Here is a 17,877-nt window from a genome sequence, read left to right as displayed (position 1 = left end):
GGGGTGCGGATTCTGCGGTTGGCCATCAGTGGAAACTCATTCCACCAGATGCAGAACGACCCGCAACTGATGCGGTTACAGTTGCCCACCGTGCCCCAGATTTCTGCTGACGAGCTCGTCGCCAAGGCCCGCCGCGCCAACCCCGAGCTGGTCGCCAGCTGGCTCCGTCGCCGGGTCAAGTCAGGCGCTGCGCGCGCCGGTTTCATGGTCAGCCGGATCGACGAGGAGGGTCGCCGCTACACCGCGGTGACCCACAACGACGACGTCGCGCTGCCCGCCGGTGCCGAGGCCGAGCTGCGCGGCGACAACCCGCGCCTGGTCGACCTGCAGGCGACGTACGACTCCCTCGACCTGCCCTCCGCGGTCCACACCCAGTGGCGCCAGGGCTTCTTGAAGAAGAACCTCTCCCTCGCCTGGTTCCGCGGCGACAACGCCTACGTGTGGCAGTTCCGCCAGCTCGGCCACGCCGCGCGGATCCGGATGTACCTCGCGATGCTCGACGTCAAGGAGCGCGACTCGCTCGGCCTGTTCGAGAAGCTCGAGGAGGACGGCCTGTTCGGCGCGTTCACCTTCGAGTTCGGCAAGCGCCCGTCGGTCAGCCGCGACCTGCTCGACAGCATCAACGAGATCAACTACCTCAACGACCAGATGGGCCTGGCCTCCATCGACGGGCTGCGCGTGCTCGACATCGGCGCCGGCTACGGCCGTCTCGCGCACCGGATGTCGACCGCGTTCCCCGGCCTCGCCGCCTACGACTGCGTCGACGCCGTCGCGACCTCGACCTTCCTGTGCGAGTACTACACGAAGTTCCGCGGCCTGCCCGACACCGTGCGCGTGGTCCCGCTGCACGAGCACGAGAAGCTGGCCGAGCGCTACGACGTCGCGGTCAACATCCACAGCTTCTCGGAGGCCTCGCACGAGGCGGTGTGCTGGTGGCTGGACCGGATCGCCGAGCGCGACATCCCGTGGCTGCTCATCGTCCCGAACACGCCCGACGAGCTGCGCAGCACCGAGCTCGACGGCTCGATGAAGCCGTTCCGCCAGGACGTCCTGGACCGCGGCTACGAGCTGGTCGACGACCGGCCGATCCACCAGTCCGACGAGCTCCGCGAGCTCATCGACCTGCACGACCGGTTCTACCTGTTCCGCAAGTTGGCCTGACCCGGCCGGGCCGGCCGGGCCGTCAGAGCGACCAGGTCGCGAACGACTGCCCGGTCAGCTCGCGCAGACGATCGACCTCCGGCCGCAGCTCGGCCCGCAACGCCGCCTCGGTGGCGGGGCTGAGCTGCGGCCGTTCGATCTTCTCCCCCGTACGACGCCACGCCAGGTGCGCCAGCCGACGTGCGGCCGGCAGCCGGCGGACCGCGCGCACCAGCGGGCCGCGGCGGATCGCCATCAGCCACGGCGGCAGCGCCCGCTTCTCCTCGGCGGTGTTGTGGCGCCCCCAGTCGTCGGCCGACAGCGCGGGGCTCTCGAGACCGAGGAAGGCGAAGACCCGGCCCATGGTGCCGTCGACGTCGGCGCCGAGGTCGGCGAGATCGACGACGAGCACCCGGTCCTTCCCGAAGGCCTCGAGGTAGGGCTCGAGCTGGGTCGCGTAGCGGCTGGACGCGACCAGCGGGCTGGTCGGCTCAGCCGGGTCGGCGAGCTCGTCGTCGAGCGGACGCTCGGCGGAGTTCCAGGCGACCATCTCGACGTGCTCGGCGATGATCCGGTCGATCGGGTCGCGCACCAGGTAGATGATCCGGGCGTCCGGCACCAGTGCGGCCATCCGCTCGACGACGCCCGGGTAGCAGGGCGCCTTGCTGTAGAACGGCGTCGACTCCAGCCGGTACCGGGTCCCGGGCGCGAACCGTTCCTGGTAGGCGCCGACCCAGTCGCGGCAGTCGGGGTCGGTGAAGAAGCGCATCTCCTTCTCCTCCGACGCCGCGATCTCGGGGTGCACCGCGAGATAGGCGTGCATGCTCGTGGTGCCCGCCTTCGTCGCACCCACCACGACCACGTTCGGCAGCCGCGCGGGGTCGGGCTGCTGCGGAGTCGCGTCGCCGCGTCGTACCCGGTGGCGGGGGGCGACCCGGACCGTGCAGTTCGGGCACGCGTCGAGCGCGTTCCCGTCGGCGGCGAGGGTCCAGCCGGTACGCCGCAACCAGGCCGGGGTCGCGATGGTCAGCACGGGCGGGACGCAGAGATCGCACTGCATCGAGAGCCGGCCGTGGGCCAGGGGGGTGAGAAGCACGCGGCAGACAATAGGGGTTGTCCGCGCTCTCCATGATCGGCTCCGCCCAACCGGCGGCGTGTGTAGGCTGCGCCGCGTGCGCCAGGCCCTGACGACCCTTGTCTTCCTGCTGCCCCCGAGCAAGCTCAAGAACCGGCTGCTGCGCCGGCTGGGCCACGTCGTCCCGGACACTGCTGTCGTCGGGATCAACCTGGTGCGCCGCGTCGACCGGTTCGAGCTGGGCGAAGGGGCGCTGATCCACCACTTCAACATGTTCCGCGACCTGCGGCTGGTGAAGCTCGGCACCGGTTGCCGGATCATGCTGTTCAACCAGGTCGTCGGCGACTCCGGCTACGAGCCCGGCGCCACGCAGACCGACGACCTGCGCACCCTGCGGATGGGCGACGACTCGCACATCATCAGCCAGCACTACCTCGACTGCGGCGGCGGGATCATCCTCGGCGACAACACCTGGGTCACCGGCATCCGCTCCACGCTGCTCTCGCACGCCTTCGACCCGACCAACGGCGGCGTCATCCTCGACCCGGTCACCATCGGCGACCGCGCCGTCGTCGCGACGTCCTGCACGATGCTGCCCGGCACCGTCGTCGGCGAGGGCGCACTGATCGCGGCCGGCTCGACCACCTGGACCGGGCAGGAGGCGAAGGGCGCCCACCTGCACGGCGGCGTACCCGCTCGCCGGCTCGCGCCGATCGACATTCCGCGGCACGTCTACGACCGCGCCCGTTACCAAGGACCCCGTGGCGTCGTTGCCCCTGCGAACCCCCCATCTGAGTAGAGGTCGCAATGAACGAGATCGAACCCCGGATCGTCACGATCGTCGCCGAGCTGCTGGAGCGCTCCGACCGTGAGGACAAGACCGTCGCGCTCGGCGCCACGCTGCACGGCGACGAGGGCCTCGGGCTGGACTCCCTGGAGACCGCCGAGCTGTCCGCGATCCTCGAGGACGAGTTCGGCACCGACCCGTTCGGCGCCGGCCAGCTGCCGGAGACCGTCGCGGACATCGTGGCGTTCTACGCCGACGCGACCGCTGCGTCCGCATGACCACACCCCGCACGGTCATCATCACCGGCGGCAGTCGAGGTCTCGGCGAGGGCATCGTCCAGCACTTCCTCGACGGCGGTGACCGGGTCGCCACCTGCGCACGCAGCGAGACCGACGCGGTCCGCGCGTGGCAGTCGGACCCGGCGTACGCCGACCGGTTCCTGTTCCGCAAGGCCGACATGGCCGACCGCGAGCAGTGCACGTCCTTCTTCAAGGACGTCATGGCGGAGTGGAAGTCGGTCGACGTCCTCGTCAACAACGCCGGCGTCGCCCGCGACGGCATCCTCGCGCTGTTCAGCGACGAGGACTCCGACACGGTGATCGACCTCAACCTGAAGGCCACCATCCACCTCACCAAGCAGGTGGTCCGCAACATGCTGGCCCACGGTGGCGGCCGGATCGTCAACATCTCCTCGATCACCGGCCTCACCGGCTACCGCGGCCTGAGCGTCTACGGCGCCACGAAGGCCGCGCTCGACGGCTTCACCCGCGGCCTCGCCCGCGAGGTCGGCTCGCGCAAGATCACGGTCAACAGCATCGCCTCGGGCTACCTGAAGACCGAGATGAGCCACGGTCTCGACGACGGGCAGCTCAACCAGATCATCCGTCGTACGCCGGCCGGCCGGCTCGGCGACCCCGAGGACATCGCCCGCGCGGTGTCCTTCCTGGTCGACCCGGCCAACGACTGGATCACCGGTCAGGTGCTGGTCATCGACGGCGGCCTCACCGCCTGAGGGTCTCCTCGTCCACGCCGATCAGCGCGAGGTACTCCCGCACGAGGGCCTCGCGCTGGTCGGGCGCGAGCCGGTTGTCGTCGGTCGCGAAGGTGTGCGTCAGCCGGCCCCGGTAGGAGGTCAGCGCCAGGAACACCACCTGGTTGGGCGTGACGCCCAGCTGGGCGTGCACGTTGCGCAGCCACTCCGGGTCGGAGCCGGCATCGATCACACCGATGTTGCTGATGACCACCGACGGCGGGCCGGCACTCAGCGCGGCAGCGATCCGGTCGCGTCCGGTCGCGAGGTCGGTCACGTTCTCCAGCCGCGCAAGGTGGAAGAAGAGGTCGCCCTCGCCGCGGGCCAGCGCCTCGGCGACGGCGGCCTTCACCTCGCCCGCGAGCGACCACCGGTCGTCGACCGCGACCCGGAACGGCCGCGACAGCACGGCGATCGCCATCGCCGGTGCCTGGTCGGGGTTGCGCGGCGGGGTGCCCAGGTCGGCGGGTGCCCCCAGCTGCAGGGTCGCGTCACCGTCGCACAACACGCGCGCGGCGCTGGACATCAGCGCGGAGACCACGTTGGCGAACGGGTTGGCGCCGTGCGCCCGGCCGTCGGCGACGACCCGCGCCGAGGTCTCGGGACCGATCTCCACCTGCCGCAGCCAGGAGCGGCGCGGGACCGAGGTCTCGGGCCAGTCGGCCGGCTGCGGTGCGCCGTACGACGCATTGCGGGTCTTGAGCTCGCGGAGCAGGTCGATCATCGCCGTCCGGCTGTCCTGCCAGGCGTGCGGCCGGGCCGGGACGGCCGGCTCCGAGAGCAGCTGCTGCTCGGGGACGTCCTGGCCGTCGAGCAGCCGGACGAACCACTGCAGCTCGGTGATGCCGATCCGGCCGTCGATGACCGCGTGGTGGCCGTTGAAGATCACCCGCGACCGGCCCTCGTCGGGGCTGGTGAGGTAGTGGCAGCGCAGCGGGACGCCGAGGTCGCAGGGCGTGTCGCTCTCCTCCTCGAAGACCCGGTCCCACGCGGCGGTGGGGAGCACGTCGCTGCGGAAGACGTCCTGGTCGAGGCCGACGTCGGCGATGGTGAGGTCCTCGGTCGCGGCCGAGCGAGCCAGCACCCGGCGGGCGCGGAACTCCTGCCAGACGCGGTGCACCTCGTCGGGCTCGAAGCACCGGTCGAGGTCGGCGGAGATCATCGCGGTGCTCGGCCAGGCCAGGTCGAGGAAGGTGTAGTACTTCTCCGCGACCGTCATCGGACGATGGGCACCCACGCGCACTCCAACCTCTCGGGACACAGGACGATCCTGCCCCCTGCCAACGCTTCGACCGTGCTCCGGGTGACGCATGCGCCATACTCGCCCCGGCCCTGTTCCCCCCGACGGGCCGCGAGAGGAGCCGACACCGATGATCGGGTTGCTGGAGAAGGCCGCCGCCGACCGGCCGGAGCAGGTGGCCGTCGTGACCCCCGAGGTCACGCTCACCTACGCCGAGCTGCACGACGGCGCCCGCCGCGTCGCGGCCGGGCTGCGGGCGCGCGGCATCGAGCGGTTCGCGGTGCTCGAGCCCGACGCCGCGTGGATCCTGCGCCTGCTCGGTGGTGCAGCGGCGATCGGCAGCGAGCCGTGCCAGTACCAGCCGGACCTCGACGCGACCCAGTTCGCCGAGCAAGCGGCCGCTCTGGGGCACGAGGTCGTGGTCACCCGGCGCACCGACCTGCCCGCCACGCTCACCGTCGTGCGTCCCGACGAGCTCGACGGCGACCCGGCCGGGCTGCCGGCGTACGACGGACCGCAGCCGTTGATGATCCGCACGACCGGCACCACGGGCCTGCCCAAGGCGGCCCGCCACGACTGGGCCGTGCTCTCCCGACGCGGCGCCGACACGACGCCGCGGCCCGAACAGCGCTGGCTGCTCGCCTACGGACCGCAGCAGTTCGCCGGTGTCCAGGTCCTGCTGCACGTGATGGCGGCCCGGGCCACGCTGGTCGCGCCGTTCCCGCGCCAGCCGCGCGACGGCCTGGCCGCACTGCTGCGCGACGAGCTGACCTGCGTGAGCGCGACGCCGACGTACTGGCGCTTCCTGCTCGCCGAGGCCCGCAGCAGCGGCGTCGAGCTGCCGCCCCTGCAGCAGATCACCCTCGGCGGCGAGGCCAGCTCCCCCGACCTGCTCGTCGAGATCGAGGCGGCGTTCCCGACCGCGCGGATCTCGCAGGTCTACGCGTCGACCGAGTTCGGTTCGATCGCGTCGGTCCGCGACGGCCGACCGGGCCTGTCGACGTCGAGCCTGTGGAGCCCGGAGAACCCGGATGCCGTGCTGCGGGTGCAGGACGGCGAGCTCCAGGTACGCGCCGGCACCGGCATGCTCGGGTACGCCGGCGACACCGCGGGGGCGCCCGAGGAGCACGACGGCTGGGTCTCGACCGGCGACGTGGTCGAGGTCGTCGAGGACCGGGTGCTGTTCCGGGGCCGGTCCTCGGAGGTGATCAACGTCGGTGGCGTGAAGGTGCACCCGCTGCCGATCGAGGAACGCGTGGGCGCCGTACCCGGTGTCCGGCTGGCGCGGGTCCACGGCCGCAGCAACCCGATGGTCGGCGCGGTCGTCGCCGTCGAGGTCGTGCTCGCGGACGACGCGGACGAGAGCGCCGTGAAGTCCGCCGTCCGCAGCGCATGCGCCGACCTCCCCCGCGCCTGGCAGCCGCGCAGCGTCAAGGTCGTCGACGAGGCCGAGCTGGCCGCCGCCACCAAGGGCGGGAAGATGGTCCGGGGCTGAGCCCCGGCCGCCCGGCCTTCAGGCGCGGTGCTTGCCCGGCGCGACCCTGACCGGTCGCGCGGGCACCGGCTCGCGGTCGTCGTCCTCGCTCGTCGCCGCCTTCGCAGGCAGCTCCGGGAGCGGGCCGCGGCCCTTCCAGATCACCGCGATCCACCAGCACACCGTGGAGACGCCGGTGCCGACGGCCATCGCCCACAGCGCACCCTCGGCATCGCCCCAGGCCGCGCCGATCACCATGCACACGCCGACCAGGATGATCGAGACCACGTCGGTCACCATCGCGGCCTGGATCCGGTGCGTGCCGATGAGCGAGGCCCGCAGTCCGCTCTGCGCCGCCATCAGCAGCACCTTGAGGCTGACCGCGAGCATCAGCGGCTCGACGATGTCCCAGGCCTCACCCAGCACGGCGTGACCGACGACGTCCGGCAGGAACACAAGCACGACCAGGTTGAGCACGCCGATGACGGTGGCGATCAGGATCGCCCGCCGGACGTGGCGCCAGACCGCCTTCGGGTCATCGCGCTCGCGCGCGATGTCGGCGGCGGCCGACGTACCGACGGCCATCTGGACCGCCGTGCTCGGCGCCCCCAGCAGGGTCGCCGCGCGGAAGGCGGCCACCGCGATCGGGCTGCTGAACAGGGTCATGAGCGAGGCGGTCGCGAGCGCCGTACCGCTGGCGGAGAGGCCGCTGACCATGGAGCGCCAGGAGAAGTCCCAGCGCGAGCGCAGCCAGGCGAGACCGCCGCCGGTCGGGGCGCCGCACTGCACGAACACCCACAGCGACGCGATCACACCGGAACCCGTCCACGCGGCGATCAGCCAGGTGAGCGAGTCGAGGCCGAGCTGCTTGGTGCCGACGAAGCCGACGATGAGGAGCGCGAACCACAGCGAGTCGAGCGTGACCGCGCCCGCCGGCTGCTGCTTCGCGATGGCGAGGTAGCGGCCCACGTCGTGCAGCACGAGGAAGGTCAGCGACAGGCCGAACACGAGGATCGGCCCGCCCATCGCGCTGTCGGCGGCGATCAGGGCGAGACCGGCCGCGGAGCACAGGATGCTCGCGCCGATGCCGAGCACGATGGTCGCGCCGAGGATGTCGCCGGCGCGGGTGTCGGCGTCCTCGGGGTGCACGATCGCGGTCGTCGAGATCAGGCTGCGGAACACCACCTGGGCGACGGTGTAGACGAGGATGACCAGGCTGAACCGGCCGAAGTCGATCGGCTCGAAGGCGTGCGCGACCCAGATCAGGGCCGCGATGTTCGACAGGCTCGACAGGATCTGGTCGACCGTGACGAGACTCAGTCGACGATTCGCGGAGCCCCCCTGGGCAGTCATCCGCACCTCAGGTGGTGTGACACGGGGCAGATCATTGCACGCAGCTGACACGGTCGTGCCGGTAACGACAATCCCTCAGTTCCGTTGTGTCATCGTGACCACCGTGGCCCTCAGTTCCGCACTCCACCGAGCACAGGGCTCGGTACGGGTGCAGCGTCAGCTCAGCAAGATCCGCCGATTCCGCAGCCGCGTCACCAACGTGCCGCTGCGTCAGGTCGAGCAGGCCCGGCGCCGCCTCGAGACCGAGGACGTCGACGTGCTCGTCCTCGGCGACAGCTCCACGCTGTGCTGGTCGCTGCGCGACACCGACCGCACCCTGCTGCCCGAGCTGATCGGCCAACGCCTCGGCAACGTGGTGACCATGTCCGGCCCCGGCTTCGGCTCGAACATCTACGGCGAGGCGACCCGCCTGCTGACCGCGATGGACCGCCGCCCGAAGGCGGTCGTGTTCACCCTCGCACTGCGCACCACCACCGCCACCCACATCGTCGCCGACCCGATCACCGGCTACCACCGCTCGCTCGAGGCGATGGCGAAGGTCCGCGGCGCCGATCGCAAGGTCCGGTTCGTCGGCCGCGGGGGCACGTTCGCCACCGACGAGGAGCGCGACGTCTTCCTCGCCCACCCGATCGAGAGCCGGTGGAACGGCCTGCGCACCGTCGGCTGGTACCGGGAGCAGCTGGTCGGCACCGGGCTGCCGCCCTGGCCGATCGAGCTCGAGAAGCTCCGCTTCGACTACTTCTACGGCGAGCAGCTGCGCGCCGACAACCCGCGCCTCGGCGCGCTGACCACCCTGGCCCGCCGGCTCGAGGAGTACGGCGTACCCGCCGTCGGCGTGTGGACCCGCCCGCCCATGCAGCGCGGCGAGATGCACTTCCCCGGCGAGTTCGAGGAGCACGTCCGCTCCCACAAGGTGCTCCAGGACGACGCCCTCGCCCGCGGCTCCTCCTCGATCGGGCCGATGCTCGACATCGACCTCGAGGACGAGGACTTCGAGGACAGCTTCAACGCGACCGAGCACTTCGCCTACCCGGGCCGGGTCAAGGTCGCCGACGCGATCGCCGACGCGGTGCGCTCGCGGTGAGCCTGGCTCGGCTCCGCGCGTTCGTCCGGCTCCGCCGGGCACGGCTGCGCGGCTGGATCGCGCTGTTCCGGCTGCTGCTCGCCGCCCTGCGCGGCCAGGTCGACGAGGTGTGGGTCGGCGACTCGCACTCCGTCACCTTCAACACCGAGCACTCCCCCCTGCCCGGCATCCTGCGCACCGGCGAGCGCCGCTGGACCTGGCACCTCGGCCCACGGGTCATGTACTCCATCGCCCGCGACGACTTCCCGCCCACCCTGCTGCGGACCGCCCGCCTGATCGCCCGCGTCCCCGGCGCCCGCGACGCCGCGTGGTTCTTCTCGTTCGGCGAGATCGACATCCGCTGCCACCTGGCCCCGCGCCTGGCCTCCGGCGGCGACGTCGGCTTCGTCGCGACGTACGTCGACCGCGTGCAGGGCCTGGTCGGCCGCCTCGCCACCCCGGCCGGCACGATCGTCGTACCCGTCCCGCCGTGCCTGGACAGCTACGACCACGCAGCCTTCCCCGTCGCCGGCTCCCCCGAGGAGCGCCTCGCTGCCCACCGCGCCGTCCGCTCGGCCCTCACGGTCGCCGTCGGCGCCGTGCCGTCGCGTCCGGCGCTGCGCCTGCTCGACCTCACCGAGGCCCTCGCCGGTCCGGACGGGTTGATGCGCGACGAGCTCACCGACGACGGGTGCCACACCAACGCCGCAGGGCGCGCCGTGGTGCGCGGCGAGGTCGCCGCGCTCCTGGCCTGAGGCCCGCCGGTGGTTGAGGTGCGAGGCGCGCGACGTGACAGCCCGGGGAGCGCGGCGAAGTCGTTGCGAATCAGCGCCTCCCGCTTCTTCCGGCTCCACCCCTGGACCCGCTTCTCGAAGACGTAGGCGTCCTCGATGCGGTCGAACCACCCGCTCCAGACGAGCGTGGCTGGCCGTCGCTGGCGCGTGTAGGCGGCGCCGAGCTCATCGCTGTGGTTGTGCTGCCAGAGGCGAGCATCGATGTCCCACGTGCTCCCGACGTAGTAGGAGTCGTCAGAGCACCGAACGATGTAGGTCCACGGCATGGCTGTCGGTGCCTCGCCTCGGCGTGCACCGAACAAACGGTTCCGCTCCCTGTGGACGGGAGCGGGTGCCGCCGGCTCAACCTGCGGGGACCGTCAGGCCAGCTCGTCCGGGACCAGCTCGGAGATCGCCTTCAGCCCGTCGGCGTCGTCGCGGTGCACGACCGCGACGTCCCAGTAGATCCGCGACCGCGCCCGGCCACCGGGGACCTCGTCGAGGACCCGGCCCTGCCGGGCGATCCTGTCGGTGGTGGTGCGGCCGACGGTGAAGCCGCCGTTGTCCCAGACCGCGACGTGCTCGTAGCCGAGGTCGGCGAGTCGGGCCCAGACGGCCTCCGGGTCGCGGTCGGCGAGCCGGGTGAGGTACGGGTCGTACTCGAAGAAGAGCACCGGGTGGACGTCCTGCCACGCCTCGGCGACCGCGGGGACCAGGTCGACGTCGTACCCGTCCGTGTCGGACTTGACCAGGCGCAACTGGTCGAAGGCCGGGTGGTCGGTGCGCAGCGAGGTGGGCGAGACGGTCGGCATCGCGTCGCCGGTGGCGCCCTCGACGAAGCGGGTGGTGCCGCCGGAGCGGACGGCCGTCGTACCGCCGTCGCCGCCGTCGACGGTCAGCAGCGCCTCGACGACGGTGACCCGCGGATCGCGGTCGACGTTGCGGTGCAGGAAGTCGAGGTACGCCTTGTCGGCCTCGATGCAGAGCACCTGGCCGTCGGCGGCGTTGAGGATCTGCACCGCCGAGTCGCCCACGTTGGCGCCGACGTCGAGGACGGTCAGCGGGCCGGTGGTGGCCAGCAGACGGCCCAGCTCGACGAGGTTCTGCCCGTAGGTCGGCTGCCAGACGGCGTAGTCCGGCAGCCGGTGCGACCACGGCAGGACGAGCTCGACGCCCTGGACGTGGCGCACGACGGGCCGGAACGGGAAGCGGTCGCGGATGATCCATCCGACGCGTCGCTTGGCAGTGGAAGCAAGGGTTCCGAGTCCGGTCACTCGCCGGATGCTAGGGCATGAATCGCCCTAGGATGTGCCACATGTCGGGCTCTCCCCCCAATGCGACCGCGACGGCTGCCCTCGATGAGGCCCGTGCCTACTACTCCCACGAGCTGGAGCAGGGGGTCGATCGGTTCTTCCTCGAGACCCGCACCACCTGCCCGTGGTGCGGCGTCGACCGCCTCAAGCACCGCACCACGACGCGCGACCTGCGCCAGTTCAAGCCGGGCCGGTTCCGGATCGACGAGTGCCGCGGCTGCGGCCACGTCTTCCAGAACCCCGCTCTGAGCAACGAGGGCCTGACGTTCTACTACCGCGACACGTACGACGGCCTCAACGCCGAGCGCGCCGAGGCCAACCTGGGCTCGATGGGCGAGATCTACCGCCGGCGGGCCTCGACGGTGCGCGACCACCGCCCGGACCAGCCGAAGCGCTGGCTCGACGTCGGTACGGCGTCCGCGCACTTCCCCGCCGCTGCGGCCGAGATGTTCCCGGCGACCGTGTTCGACGGCCTCGACATGTCCGACGGCGTGCTCTCCGGGCACGAGGCGGGACGCATCGCGACGGCGTACCAGGGCCAGCTCCCCGAGCTCGCGCCCCAGCTGGCGGGCCAGTACGACCAGGTGAGCATGTTCCACTACCTGGAGCACACCCGCGACCCGCTGGCCGACCTCGACGCGGTCGCCACCGTGCTCGCTGACGACGGCTGGGTGCTCATCGAGCAGCCCGACCCGCAGGCCCGCTCGGCGAAGCTGTTCGGCTCCTGGTGGGCCGGCTGGAACCAGCCCGAGCACCTCCACATGGTCACCCTGCCGAACCTGACGAAGGCGCTGGAAGACCGCGGCTTCGAGGTCGTCGAGGTCGTGCACCGCGAGGCGCACATCCCGCTCGAGGCGTTCATCGTGCTGGCGACGATCCTCAACCGGATCGCGCCCGGCGAGGAGGTCCCGTGGCGTGACGGCCGTCCGCCGCGCTTCGCCCGAGCCCGCCGCCTGGTCGGCAAGGTCGTCGCGGCGCCGTTCGTCCCGCTCGCGCGCTTCGTCGACAACGTCGTGCTGCCGCGGATGCTGCGCAGCTACCACGCCTACCGGGTGCTCGCCCGCAAGGTGCCCGCCTGACGCCGACCCGGCTCGAACTGGCTCCGAAAACCCGTCGACCCGGCTCGAACTGGCTCGCAAAACAGACCGACCCGGCAGAAAGTGGCCTCGGAAGAAGCCACTTTCTGCCGGGTCGGCGTCTTTCCCGAGCTACTTTCTGCCGGGTCGGCGCGATTCTCGGGCCAGTTCGGGCCGGGTCAGTCGAGCTCGCGCTTGTGCCGGACCAGCCGGCCGAGGTGCTCGATGTCCGAGTCGACCATCAGCTCGGCGAGCGCCTTGGCGTCGGTGCCGGCCTTCCAGCCGAGGACGTCGTGCGCCTTCGAGGCGTCGCCGATGAGGGCGTCGACCTCGGTGGGGCGCTCGAAGTTCTTGTCGTAGCGGACGTGGTCCTCCCAGTTCAGGCCGGCGCGCGCGAAGGCGTACTGGCAAAACTCGCGGACCGTCGTGCCGATGCCGGTGGCGAGGACGTAGTCCTGGGGCTCGTCGTGCTGCAGCATCCGCCACATGCCCTCGACGTACTCGGGCGCGTAGCCCCAGTCGCGGACTGCCTCGAGGTTGCCGAGGTCGAGGTGGTCGGTGATGCCGAGCTTGATCGAGGCCACGCCGAGGGTGATCTTGCGGGTCACGAAGCTCTCGCCGCGGCGCGGCGACTCGTGGTTGAACAGGATCCCGGAGACGGCGAACAGGTCGTAGGCCTCGCGGTAGTTGACGGTCACCCAGTGCGAGTAGAGCTTCGCGGCGCCGTACGGCGAGCGCGGGTAGAAGACCGTCGACTCGTTCTGCGGCGGCGGCGTCGCGCCGAACATCTCGGACGTGGAGGCCTGGTAGAACCGGCAGTCCAGCTTGGCCGCCCGGATCGCCTCGAGCAGGCGCAGGGTGCCGACCGCGTCGGTCGACGCGGTGTACTCCGGCAGCTCGAAGGACACCTTGACGTGGCTCTGTGCGCCGAGGTTGTAGACCTCGTGCGGCTCGATGTCGCGGAGCTGGTTGCTGAGGCTGACGCCGTCGGTCAGGTCGCCGTAGTGCAGGTGGAGGTCCGCGGTGCCGTGCAGGTGGTCGATCCGGCTGCGGTTGAGGGTCGACGACCGACGGACCAGTCCGTGCACCTCGTAGCCCTTCCCGAGAAGGAGCTCGGCGAGGTAGGAGCCGTCCTGGCCGGTGATCCCGGTGATGAGTGCGCGCTTGGTCACGGGGGCACAGTATCGTCGCGCCTCGTGCATCTGGTCGTAGATTCCGTAGTCGTTCGCACCGGAAGCGTGACGATCGTGATGGAGCACCTCGTCCGCGCCTGGGCCGAGGCCTTCCCGGAGGATCGGATCTCGGTGCTCTTCGGTCCCGAGGGCCAGACCTTCCCGCTGCCCGACGGCGCGCACGCCGAGGTCCTCGACCAACCGGGTGGACCGCTCGGCGGTCTGTGGCTGCGCTCGGTGGCCGTACGACGCGCCGCGCGCCGCCTGGGCGCGGACGCCGTCCTGGCGGCGGTCCCCGCGAGCGGCCTGCTCGGCTCGCGCAGTCCGCGCGGCGTGATCCTCTACGACCTGCGCTTCGAACTGCGCCCCGAGCAGTTCAGCCGCAAGACCCGGGTCGCCCGCAAGGTGTCGTGGCTGTGGAGCCTGCGCCTGGCCGACCGGATCTTCACGATCTCCGACCGCACGCTGCACGACCTCGCCGACCTGCACCCGTCGCTGTCCGGCCGCGCCGAGACCGCCGCGCTCGGGTCCGACCATGCACTTGCCTGGCCGCAGCCCGACGCGCCGGACCCCGAGCACCCCTACGCCATCGCGTTCGGCCACTACGGCAACAAGAACGCGAACGCCGTCATCGACGGTTGGGCGCAGTTCTGCGCCGCGCACTCCCCCGAGGCCGACGGCTGGCGGCTGCGCCTGGTCGGCATGGGTGCCCGCGACCGGGCCGCCGCCGAGGAGCAGGTACGACGCCTCGGGGTCGGCGACCGGATCGAGCTGATGCCGTGGCTCGACGACGACGCCTTCGCCCGCACCTTCGCCGGCGCCGGGCTCGTGGTGTTCCCGTCCGACTTCGAGGGCTTCGGCCTGCCGGCTGCCGAGGCGATCCGGCTCGGCATCCCGGCCGTGATCTCCACCGACCCGGCGCTCGCCGAGGTGACCGGTGGGCACGCCGTCACCGCCGCGTCGACCACGCCGGCCGACCTGGCCACGGCGTTCGAGACCGCGCTCGCACTCACGCCCGAGCAGCTCGCGGCCGGCCGGGCGTTCGCGGAGGCGTTCACCTGGCGTCGTACCGCCGCGGTCATCCGGACCGGTCTCTCCTGACCGGCGGAACGGCCCACGCGACGGGCCGGCAGCCCGAAGGGCGTGTCCGTCGAACCCACGCCTACTACGCGACGTTTCCGACTCGATCTGGCTACGTTGACGTCGCTCGAAGGGCAATCAAGCACGACTTCGCTCCGCCGCCTTGCCAGATCGGCCGGAAACGTCGCTCGTTACGCCGCGGATTCGACAGACACGCCCTACCCTTGCCCCGACCCACCCCAGCCTCGGAGGATTCGATGCCCGTTTGCCCGGCCTGCGCCGGTTCCCGCGTCCGCACCGGCCCGGCCTCCGGCGCCACCGGACGCCAGATCACCGCGTGCCGCGACTGCGGGGTCCACTACTGGGCCGACCACGAGGCGGCCGAGCGGCAGGAGGCGATCGAGCTCCAGACCGAGCTGACCGCCGAGGGCTACAGCGACTGGGTCGACATCAAGCGCGAGCAGGCCGGCCCCGAGGCGTGGCGCGACGCGATCACCTGGATCCGCAACGCCCTGCCGAAGGACGCCGGCCGCGGCGGTGCGCCGGTGATCTACGACGTCGGCGCGGGCGACGGCCACTTCCTCAGCATGGCGCGTGACGAGGGCGGCTTCGCCGTGACCGGCAACGAGATCGCCAAGGGCGCGGTCGAGCTCGCCAAGGAGCGGTATGACGTCGACCTCGACCTCGGCATCCTCGAGGACCTCGGCCACGTCGAGGACGTCGACGCCGCCACGCTGTGGTGCGTGCTCGCCCACGTGCCCGACGGCGACCAGCTGCTGACCGAGGTCCGCACCATGTTGCGCCCGGGTGGCGTGCTCTTCCTGCAGACGCCGCACTGGACCGCCGCCGACGAGGCCGCCGTGCGCGTCAAGGACCTCACCCGCGGCCGCATGGCGAAGGTCCCGGACCGCCGGATCGCCCAGCACCACTGGATCCTGCACACCCGCCGCAGCATCACGGCGCAGCTCAACCGGCTCGGTTTCGTCGACGTCGTCGCCGAGCCCAAGCTGCGCTACACGCTGACCTCGCGTGCCTACTTCGCGTCGATGAACCCGCCGCAGTGGACCATCGGTCCGGCGTCGTGGCTGCTCGACAAGGCGGTCGCCAGCCGACTCGCGCCGCGGATCGTGCTGGACGTGCGCGCCCGCAAGGGCTGAGCCCGGCCGGGCCTCAGGCCCGGATGCCCGCCGGCAGCAGGTAGTCGACCGCCTCCGGCACGCCGCTGCGCAGTCGCTCGAGGTCGACGGCCACCATGTGCTCGACCAGGGCCTCGAAGCCGACCTGTGCCCGCCAGCCGAGCGCGGTCGCGGCCGGCTCGGGGTCGGCGACGAAGACCGAGGTGTCGGAGGGCCGCAGCAGTGCGGGGTCCTGGACGACGCGGTCGCCCGGCTCACCGAGGCCCGCCGCAGCAAACGCTTGCTCCAGCAGGTCCTGGAGGGAGTGGACCCGCCCGGTGCCCAGCGGCAGATCGAGGGGCTCGTCGTGGGCGAGCTGGAGCCGCATCGCCTCGACGTACTCGCCGGCGAAGCCCCAGTCGCGACGCACGTCGAGGTTGCCGAGGCTCACCGTGTCGCGCCGGCCGAGCGCGATCTCGGCCGCGCTCAGCGTGATCTTGCGGGTGACGAAGCGTGTCGAGCGCAGCGGGCTCTCGTGGTTGTGGAGCACGCCGCAGACCGCGAACAGGTCGTGGTCGGCCCGCGCCCGGCGGACCGCCTCGTCGGCCGCGGCCTTGGCCCGGGCGTACGGGCTGTCCGAGGCGCTGCCGTGCACCTCAGCGGAGGAGGCCTGGAACAACCGCGCGTCGTGCCCGCGCTCGGCGCGCAGCCTCAGCAGCGCGGCGACCAAGCGCTCGACCGGGGCAGCATTGGTTGCTGCGGTCAGCTCCGGCTCCTCCCAGCTGCGGCCGACCGAGCTCAGCGCGGCGAGGTTGTAGACCTCGTCGGGCACGACCTCGGCGACCAGCCCCTCGAGCGACGCGCCGTCGCGGATGTCGAGCTCACGCAGGTCGACGCCCGCGAGATAGACCCGGCGCGGGTCGGTGGCGGCGAATCCGGGCGCGACAGTCCCGACGACGGCAGTGCCGGCGGCGCGGAGGGAGCGCGCGAGGTAGACACCGTCCTGCCCCGCGACGCCGGTGACGAGGGCGGTACGCACGCCCCTCACCCTAGTGGGCGGGGACCGATCAGGTACTTGGTCCCGACTTCGCACCAGTCCCCGGATTCGCGGACAGAGGCCGTGACGCACCCGGCAACGCCTCGTTGGTCACACGACGCTGGGGGGCGGATCCAAATCGACATGAGGAGTGCGCATGAACTCGGGCCCAGTTGATGTTCTCGTCGCCGGTGGCGGCGGTTTCATCGGAGGTCACCTCGTCGCTGACCTCCTCGCTCAGGGCAAGACGGTTCGTTCGGTCGACGTGAAGCCGATCGACGAGTGGTACCAGGTCCACCCCGACGCGCAGAACTCCGTCGGCGACCTGTCGCTGCTCGACCAGGCCGAGGCCGCGACCAAGGGTGCGCGCGAGGTCTACATGCTCGCTGCCGACATGGGCGGCATGGGCTTCATCGAGAACAACAAGGCCCTGTGCATGCTGACGGTGCTGACCAGCACCCACATGCTCCAGGCCGCGCAGAAGTACGACGTCGAGCGCTACTTCTACTCCTCGTCGGCCTGTGTCTACGCCGCCGACAAGCAGACCGACCCGGGCGTCACCGCGCTCAAGGAGTCGGACGCCTACCCCGCCATGCCCGAGGACGGCTACGGCTGGGAGAAGCTCTTCACCGAGCGGATGGCCCGCCACTTCCGTGAGGACTTCGGCCTCACCACGCGGATGGCGCGCTACCACAACGTCTACGGCCCCGAGGGCACCTGGACCGGTGGCCGCGAGAAGGCCCCCGCCGCCGTGTGCCGCAAGATCGCCGAGGCGGTCATCTCCGGCAAGCACGAGCTCGAGATCTGGGGCGACGGCGAGCAGACCCGGTCGTTCATGTACATCGACGACTGCGTCAAGGGCTCGCAGATGATCCTGGCCAGCGACCTCGAGGACCCGGTCAACCTGGGCTCCGCCGAGCTGGTCTCGATCAACCAGCTCTACTCGATCGTCGAGGAGATCGCCGGCATCAAGTGCGAGCGGAAGTACGACCTCTCCGCCCCGCAGGGCGTGCGCGGCCGCAACTCCGACAACACGATGATCAACGAGGTCTTCGGCTGGGAGCCGTCGATCAGCCTCGCCGACGGCCTCGCGCAGACCTACGCCTGGGTCTTCGACCAGGTCAAGCGCGCGCACGGCTGAGCGGCAACG

17 protein-coding genes and 1 pseudogene are annotated in these 17,877 nt (G+C 71.4%); 11 read left to right on the top strand and 7 right to left on the bottom strand.

Features of this window, described 5'->3' with window-relative positions:
- The first annotated feature begins 90 nt into the window (after nt 1–90).
- Nucleotides 91–1,161: a class I SAM-dependent methyltransferase gene (locus ACZYRU_RS04250; protein WP_488955829.1), complete on the top strand. Its 1,071-nt coding sequence runs from the start codon at nt 91–93 to the stop codon at nt 1,159–1,161.
- 22 nt (nt 1,162–1,183) lie between these two features.
- Here the strand turns inward: ACZYRU_RS04250 and ACZYRU_RS04245 are convergent, their stop codons facing one another.
- Entirely contained in the window at nt 1,184–2,236 is a 1,053-nt protein-coding gene (locus ACZYRU_RS04245) for a sulfotransferase family protein (protein WP_488955828.1), read from the bottom strand.
- Between the two features lie 76 nt (nt 2,237–2,312).
- On the opposite strand from ACZYRU_RS04245, the gene ACZYRU_RS04240 reads away from it, so the two are divergent.
- The 3 genes from ACZYRU_RS04240 to ACZYRU_RS04230 are packed head-to-tail and all read left to right on the top strand — an operon-like array spanning nt 2,313 to nt 4,014.
- On the top strand, nt 2,313–3,014 hold the full coding sequence (locus ACZYRU_RS04240) for an acyltransferase (RefSeq protein ID WP_488955827.1): 702 nt from the start codon (nt 2,313–2,315) through the stop codon (nt 3,012–3,014).
- An 8-nt stretch (nt 3,015–3,022) separates the two neighbouring features.
- Nucleotides 3,023–3,280, top strand: coding sequence for a phosphopantetheine-binding protein (locus tag ACZYRU_RS04235; RefSeq protein ID WP_488955826.1), 258 nt, complete (start codon nt 3,023–3,025; stop codon nt 3,278–3,280).
- On the top strand, nt 3,277–4,014 hold the full coding sequence (locus tag ACZYRU_RS04230; protein ID WP_488955825.1) for an SDR family NAD(P)-dependent oxidoreductase: 738 nt from the start codon (nt 3,277–3,279) through the stop codon (nt 4,012–4,014). The genes ACZYRU_RS04235 and ACZYRU_RS04230 overlap by 4 nt, the downstream gene beginning before the upstream one ends.
- Here ACZYRU_RS04230 and ACZYRU_RS04225 read toward each other — a convergent pair.
- Entirely contained in the window at nt 4,004–5,269 is a 1,266-nt protein-coding gene (locus tag ACZYRU_RS04225; protein WP_488955824.1) for a phthiocerol/phthiodiolone dimycocerosyl transferase family protein, read from the bottom strand. The genes ACZYRU_RS04230 and ACZYRU_RS04225 overlap by 11 nt on opposite strands.
- 133 nt (nt 5,270–5,402) lie before the next feature.
- Here ACZYRU_RS04225 and ACZYRU_RS04220 point away from each other — a divergent pair, with 133 nt between their 5' ends.
- Entirely contained in the window at nt 5,403–6,767 is a 1,365-nt protein-coding gene (locus ACZYRU_RS04220; RefSeq protein WP_488955823.1) for a class I adenylate-forming enzyme family protein, read from the top strand.
- Nucleotides 6,768–6,785: 18 nt separating this feature from the next.
- On the opposite strand, the gene ACZYRU_RS04215 is transcribed toward ACZYRU_RS04220, so the two are convergent.
- Complete coding sequence (locus tag ACZYRU_RS04215) at nt 6,786–8,099, bottom strand: MATE family efflux transporter (protein ID WP_488955822.1); 1,314 nt, start codon at nt 8,097–8,099, stop codon at nt 6,786–6,788.
- A 148-nt stretch (nt 8,100–8,247) separates the two neighbouring features.
- Here ACZYRU_RS04215 and ACZYRU_RS04210 point away from each other — a divergent pair, with 148 nt between their 5' ends.
- On the top strand, nt 8,248–9,183 hold the full coding sequence (locus tag ACZYRU_RS04210; RefSeq protein ID WP_488955821.1) for a hypothetical protein: 936 nt from the start codon (nt 8,248–8,250) through the stop codon (nt 9,181–9,183).
- Nucleotides 9,180–9,917, top strand: a complete 738-nt coding sequence (locus ACZYRU_RS04205) for an SGNH/GDSL hydrolase family protein (protein ID WP_488955820.1) — start codon at nt 9,180–9,182, stop codon at nt 9,915–9,917. Before ACZYRU_RS04210 ends, ACZYRU_RS04205 begins: the two co-directional genes overlap by 4 nt.
- A gap of 95 nt (nt 9,918–10,012) precedes the next feature.
- Here ACZYRU_RS04205 and ACZYRU_RS04200 read toward each other — a convergent pair.
- Nucleotides 10,013–10,222 (bottom strand): annotated as a pseudogene (locus ACZYRU_RS04200) (GIY-YIG nuclease family protein); the annotation flags it as partial.
- A gap of 93 nt (nt 10,223–10,315) precedes the next feature.
- Nucleotides 10,316–11,209 carry an FkbM family methyltransferase gene (locus ACZYRU_RS04195; RefSeq protein ID WP_488955819.1) on the bottom strand — a complete coding sequence of 298 codons (894 nt, stop codon included), beginning with the start codon at nt 11,207–11,209 and terminating at the stop codon, nt 10,316–10,318.
- Between the two features lie 41 nt (nt 11,210–11,250).
- Here ACZYRU_RS04195 and ACZYRU_RS04190 point away from each other — a divergent pair, with 41 nt between their 5' ends.
- Nucleotides 11,251–12,327: a class I SAM-dependent methyltransferase gene (locus ACZYRU_RS04190; protein ID WP_488955818.1), complete on the top strand. Its 1,077-nt coding sequence runs from the start codon at nt 11,251–11,253 to the stop codon at nt 12,325–12,327.
- A 176-nt stretch (nt 12,328–12,503) separates the two neighbouring features.
- On the opposite strand, the gene gmd is transcribed toward ACZYRU_RS04190, so the two are convergent.
- On the bottom strand, nt 12,504–13,496 hold the full coding sequence (gene gmd / locus ACZYRU_RS04185; protein ID WP_488955817.1) for a GDP-mannose 4,6-dehydratase: 993 nt from the start codon (nt 13,494–13,496) through the stop codon (nt 12,504–12,506).
- A gap of 66 nt (nt 13,497–13,562) precedes the next feature.
- Here gmd and ACZYRU_RS04180 point away from each other — a divergent pair, with 66 nt between their 5' ends.
- Together ACZYRU_RS04180 and ACZYRU_RS04175 are read left to right on the top strand one after the other, a co-directional pair.
- A complete protein-coding gene (locus ACZYRU_RS04180) occupies nt 13,563–14,597 on the top strand; it encodes a glycosyltransferase (protein ID WP_488955816.1) in 1,035 nt (344 codons plus the stop codon).
- A 236-nt stretch (nt 14,598–14,833) separates the two neighbouring features.
- Nucleotides 14,834–15,733: a class I SAM-dependent methyltransferase gene (locus ACZYRU_RS04175; protein WP_488955815.1), complete on the top strand. Its 900-nt coding sequence runs from the start codon at nt 14,834–14,836 to the stop codon at nt 15,731–15,733.
- A 13-nt stretch (nt 15,734–15,746) separates the two neighbouring features.
- Here ACZYRU_RS04175 and ACZYRU_RS04170 read toward each other — a convergent pair whose 3' ends face one another.
- Nucleotides 15,747–16,730: a GDP-mannose 4,6-dehydratase gene (locus ACZYRU_RS04170; RefSeq protein ID WP_488955814.1), complete on the bottom strand. Its 984-nt coding sequence runs from the start codon at nt 16,728–16,730 to the stop codon at nt 15,747–15,749.
- A 154-nt stretch (nt 16,731–16,884) separates the two neighbouring features.
- On the opposite strand from ACZYRU_RS04170, the gene ACZYRU_RS04165 reads away from it, so the two are divergent.
- Nucleotides 16,885–17,868, top strand: a complete 984-nt coding sequence (locus ACZYRU_RS04165) for an NAD-dependent epimerase/dehydratase family protein (RefSeq protein WP_488955813.1) — start codon at nt 16,885–16,887, stop codon at nt 17,866–17,868.
- Nucleotides 17,869–17,877: the final 9 nt, after the last annotated feature.

It is taken from the genome of Nocardioides sp. F233 (genome assembly GCF_057813895.1).
The sequence above is the reverse complement of the archived record's forward strand: the minus strand, read 5'-3'. Positions and strand labels throughout refer to the sequence as shown.

Excerpts from the sequence above, each read along its gene's own strand:
- ACZYRU_RS04235 (WP_488955826.1), top strand. The coding sequence starts at position 3,023 with ATGAACGAGATCGAACCCCGGATCGTCACGATCGTCGCCGAGCTGCTG.
- ACZYRU_RS04230 (WP_488955825.1), top strand. The coding sequence starts at position 3,277 with ATGACCACACCCCGCACGGTCATCATCACCGGCGGCAGTCGAGGTCTC.
- ACZYRU_RS04220 (WP_488955823.1), top strand. The coding sequence starts at position 5,403 with ATGATCGGGTTGCTGGAGAAGGCCGCCGCCGACCGGCCGGAGCAGGTG.
- ACZYRU_RS04215 (WP_488955822.1), bottom strand. The coding sequence starts at position 8,099 with ATGACTGCCCAGGGGGGCTCCGCGAATCGTCGACTGAGTCTCGTCACG.
- ACZYRU_RS04190 (WP_488955818.1), top strand. The coding sequence starts at position 11,251 with ATGTCGGGCTCTCCCCCCAATGCGACCGCGACGGCTGCCCTCGATGAG.
- ACZYRU_RS04175 (WP_488955815.1), top strand. The coding sequence starts at position 14,834 with ATGCCCGTTTGCCCGGCCTGCGCCGGTTCCCGCGTCCGCACCGGCCCG.
- ACZYRU_RS04165 (WP_488955813.1), top strand. The coding sequence starts at position 16,885 with ATGAACTCGGGCCCAGTTGATGTTCTCGTCGCCGGTGGCGGCGGTTTC.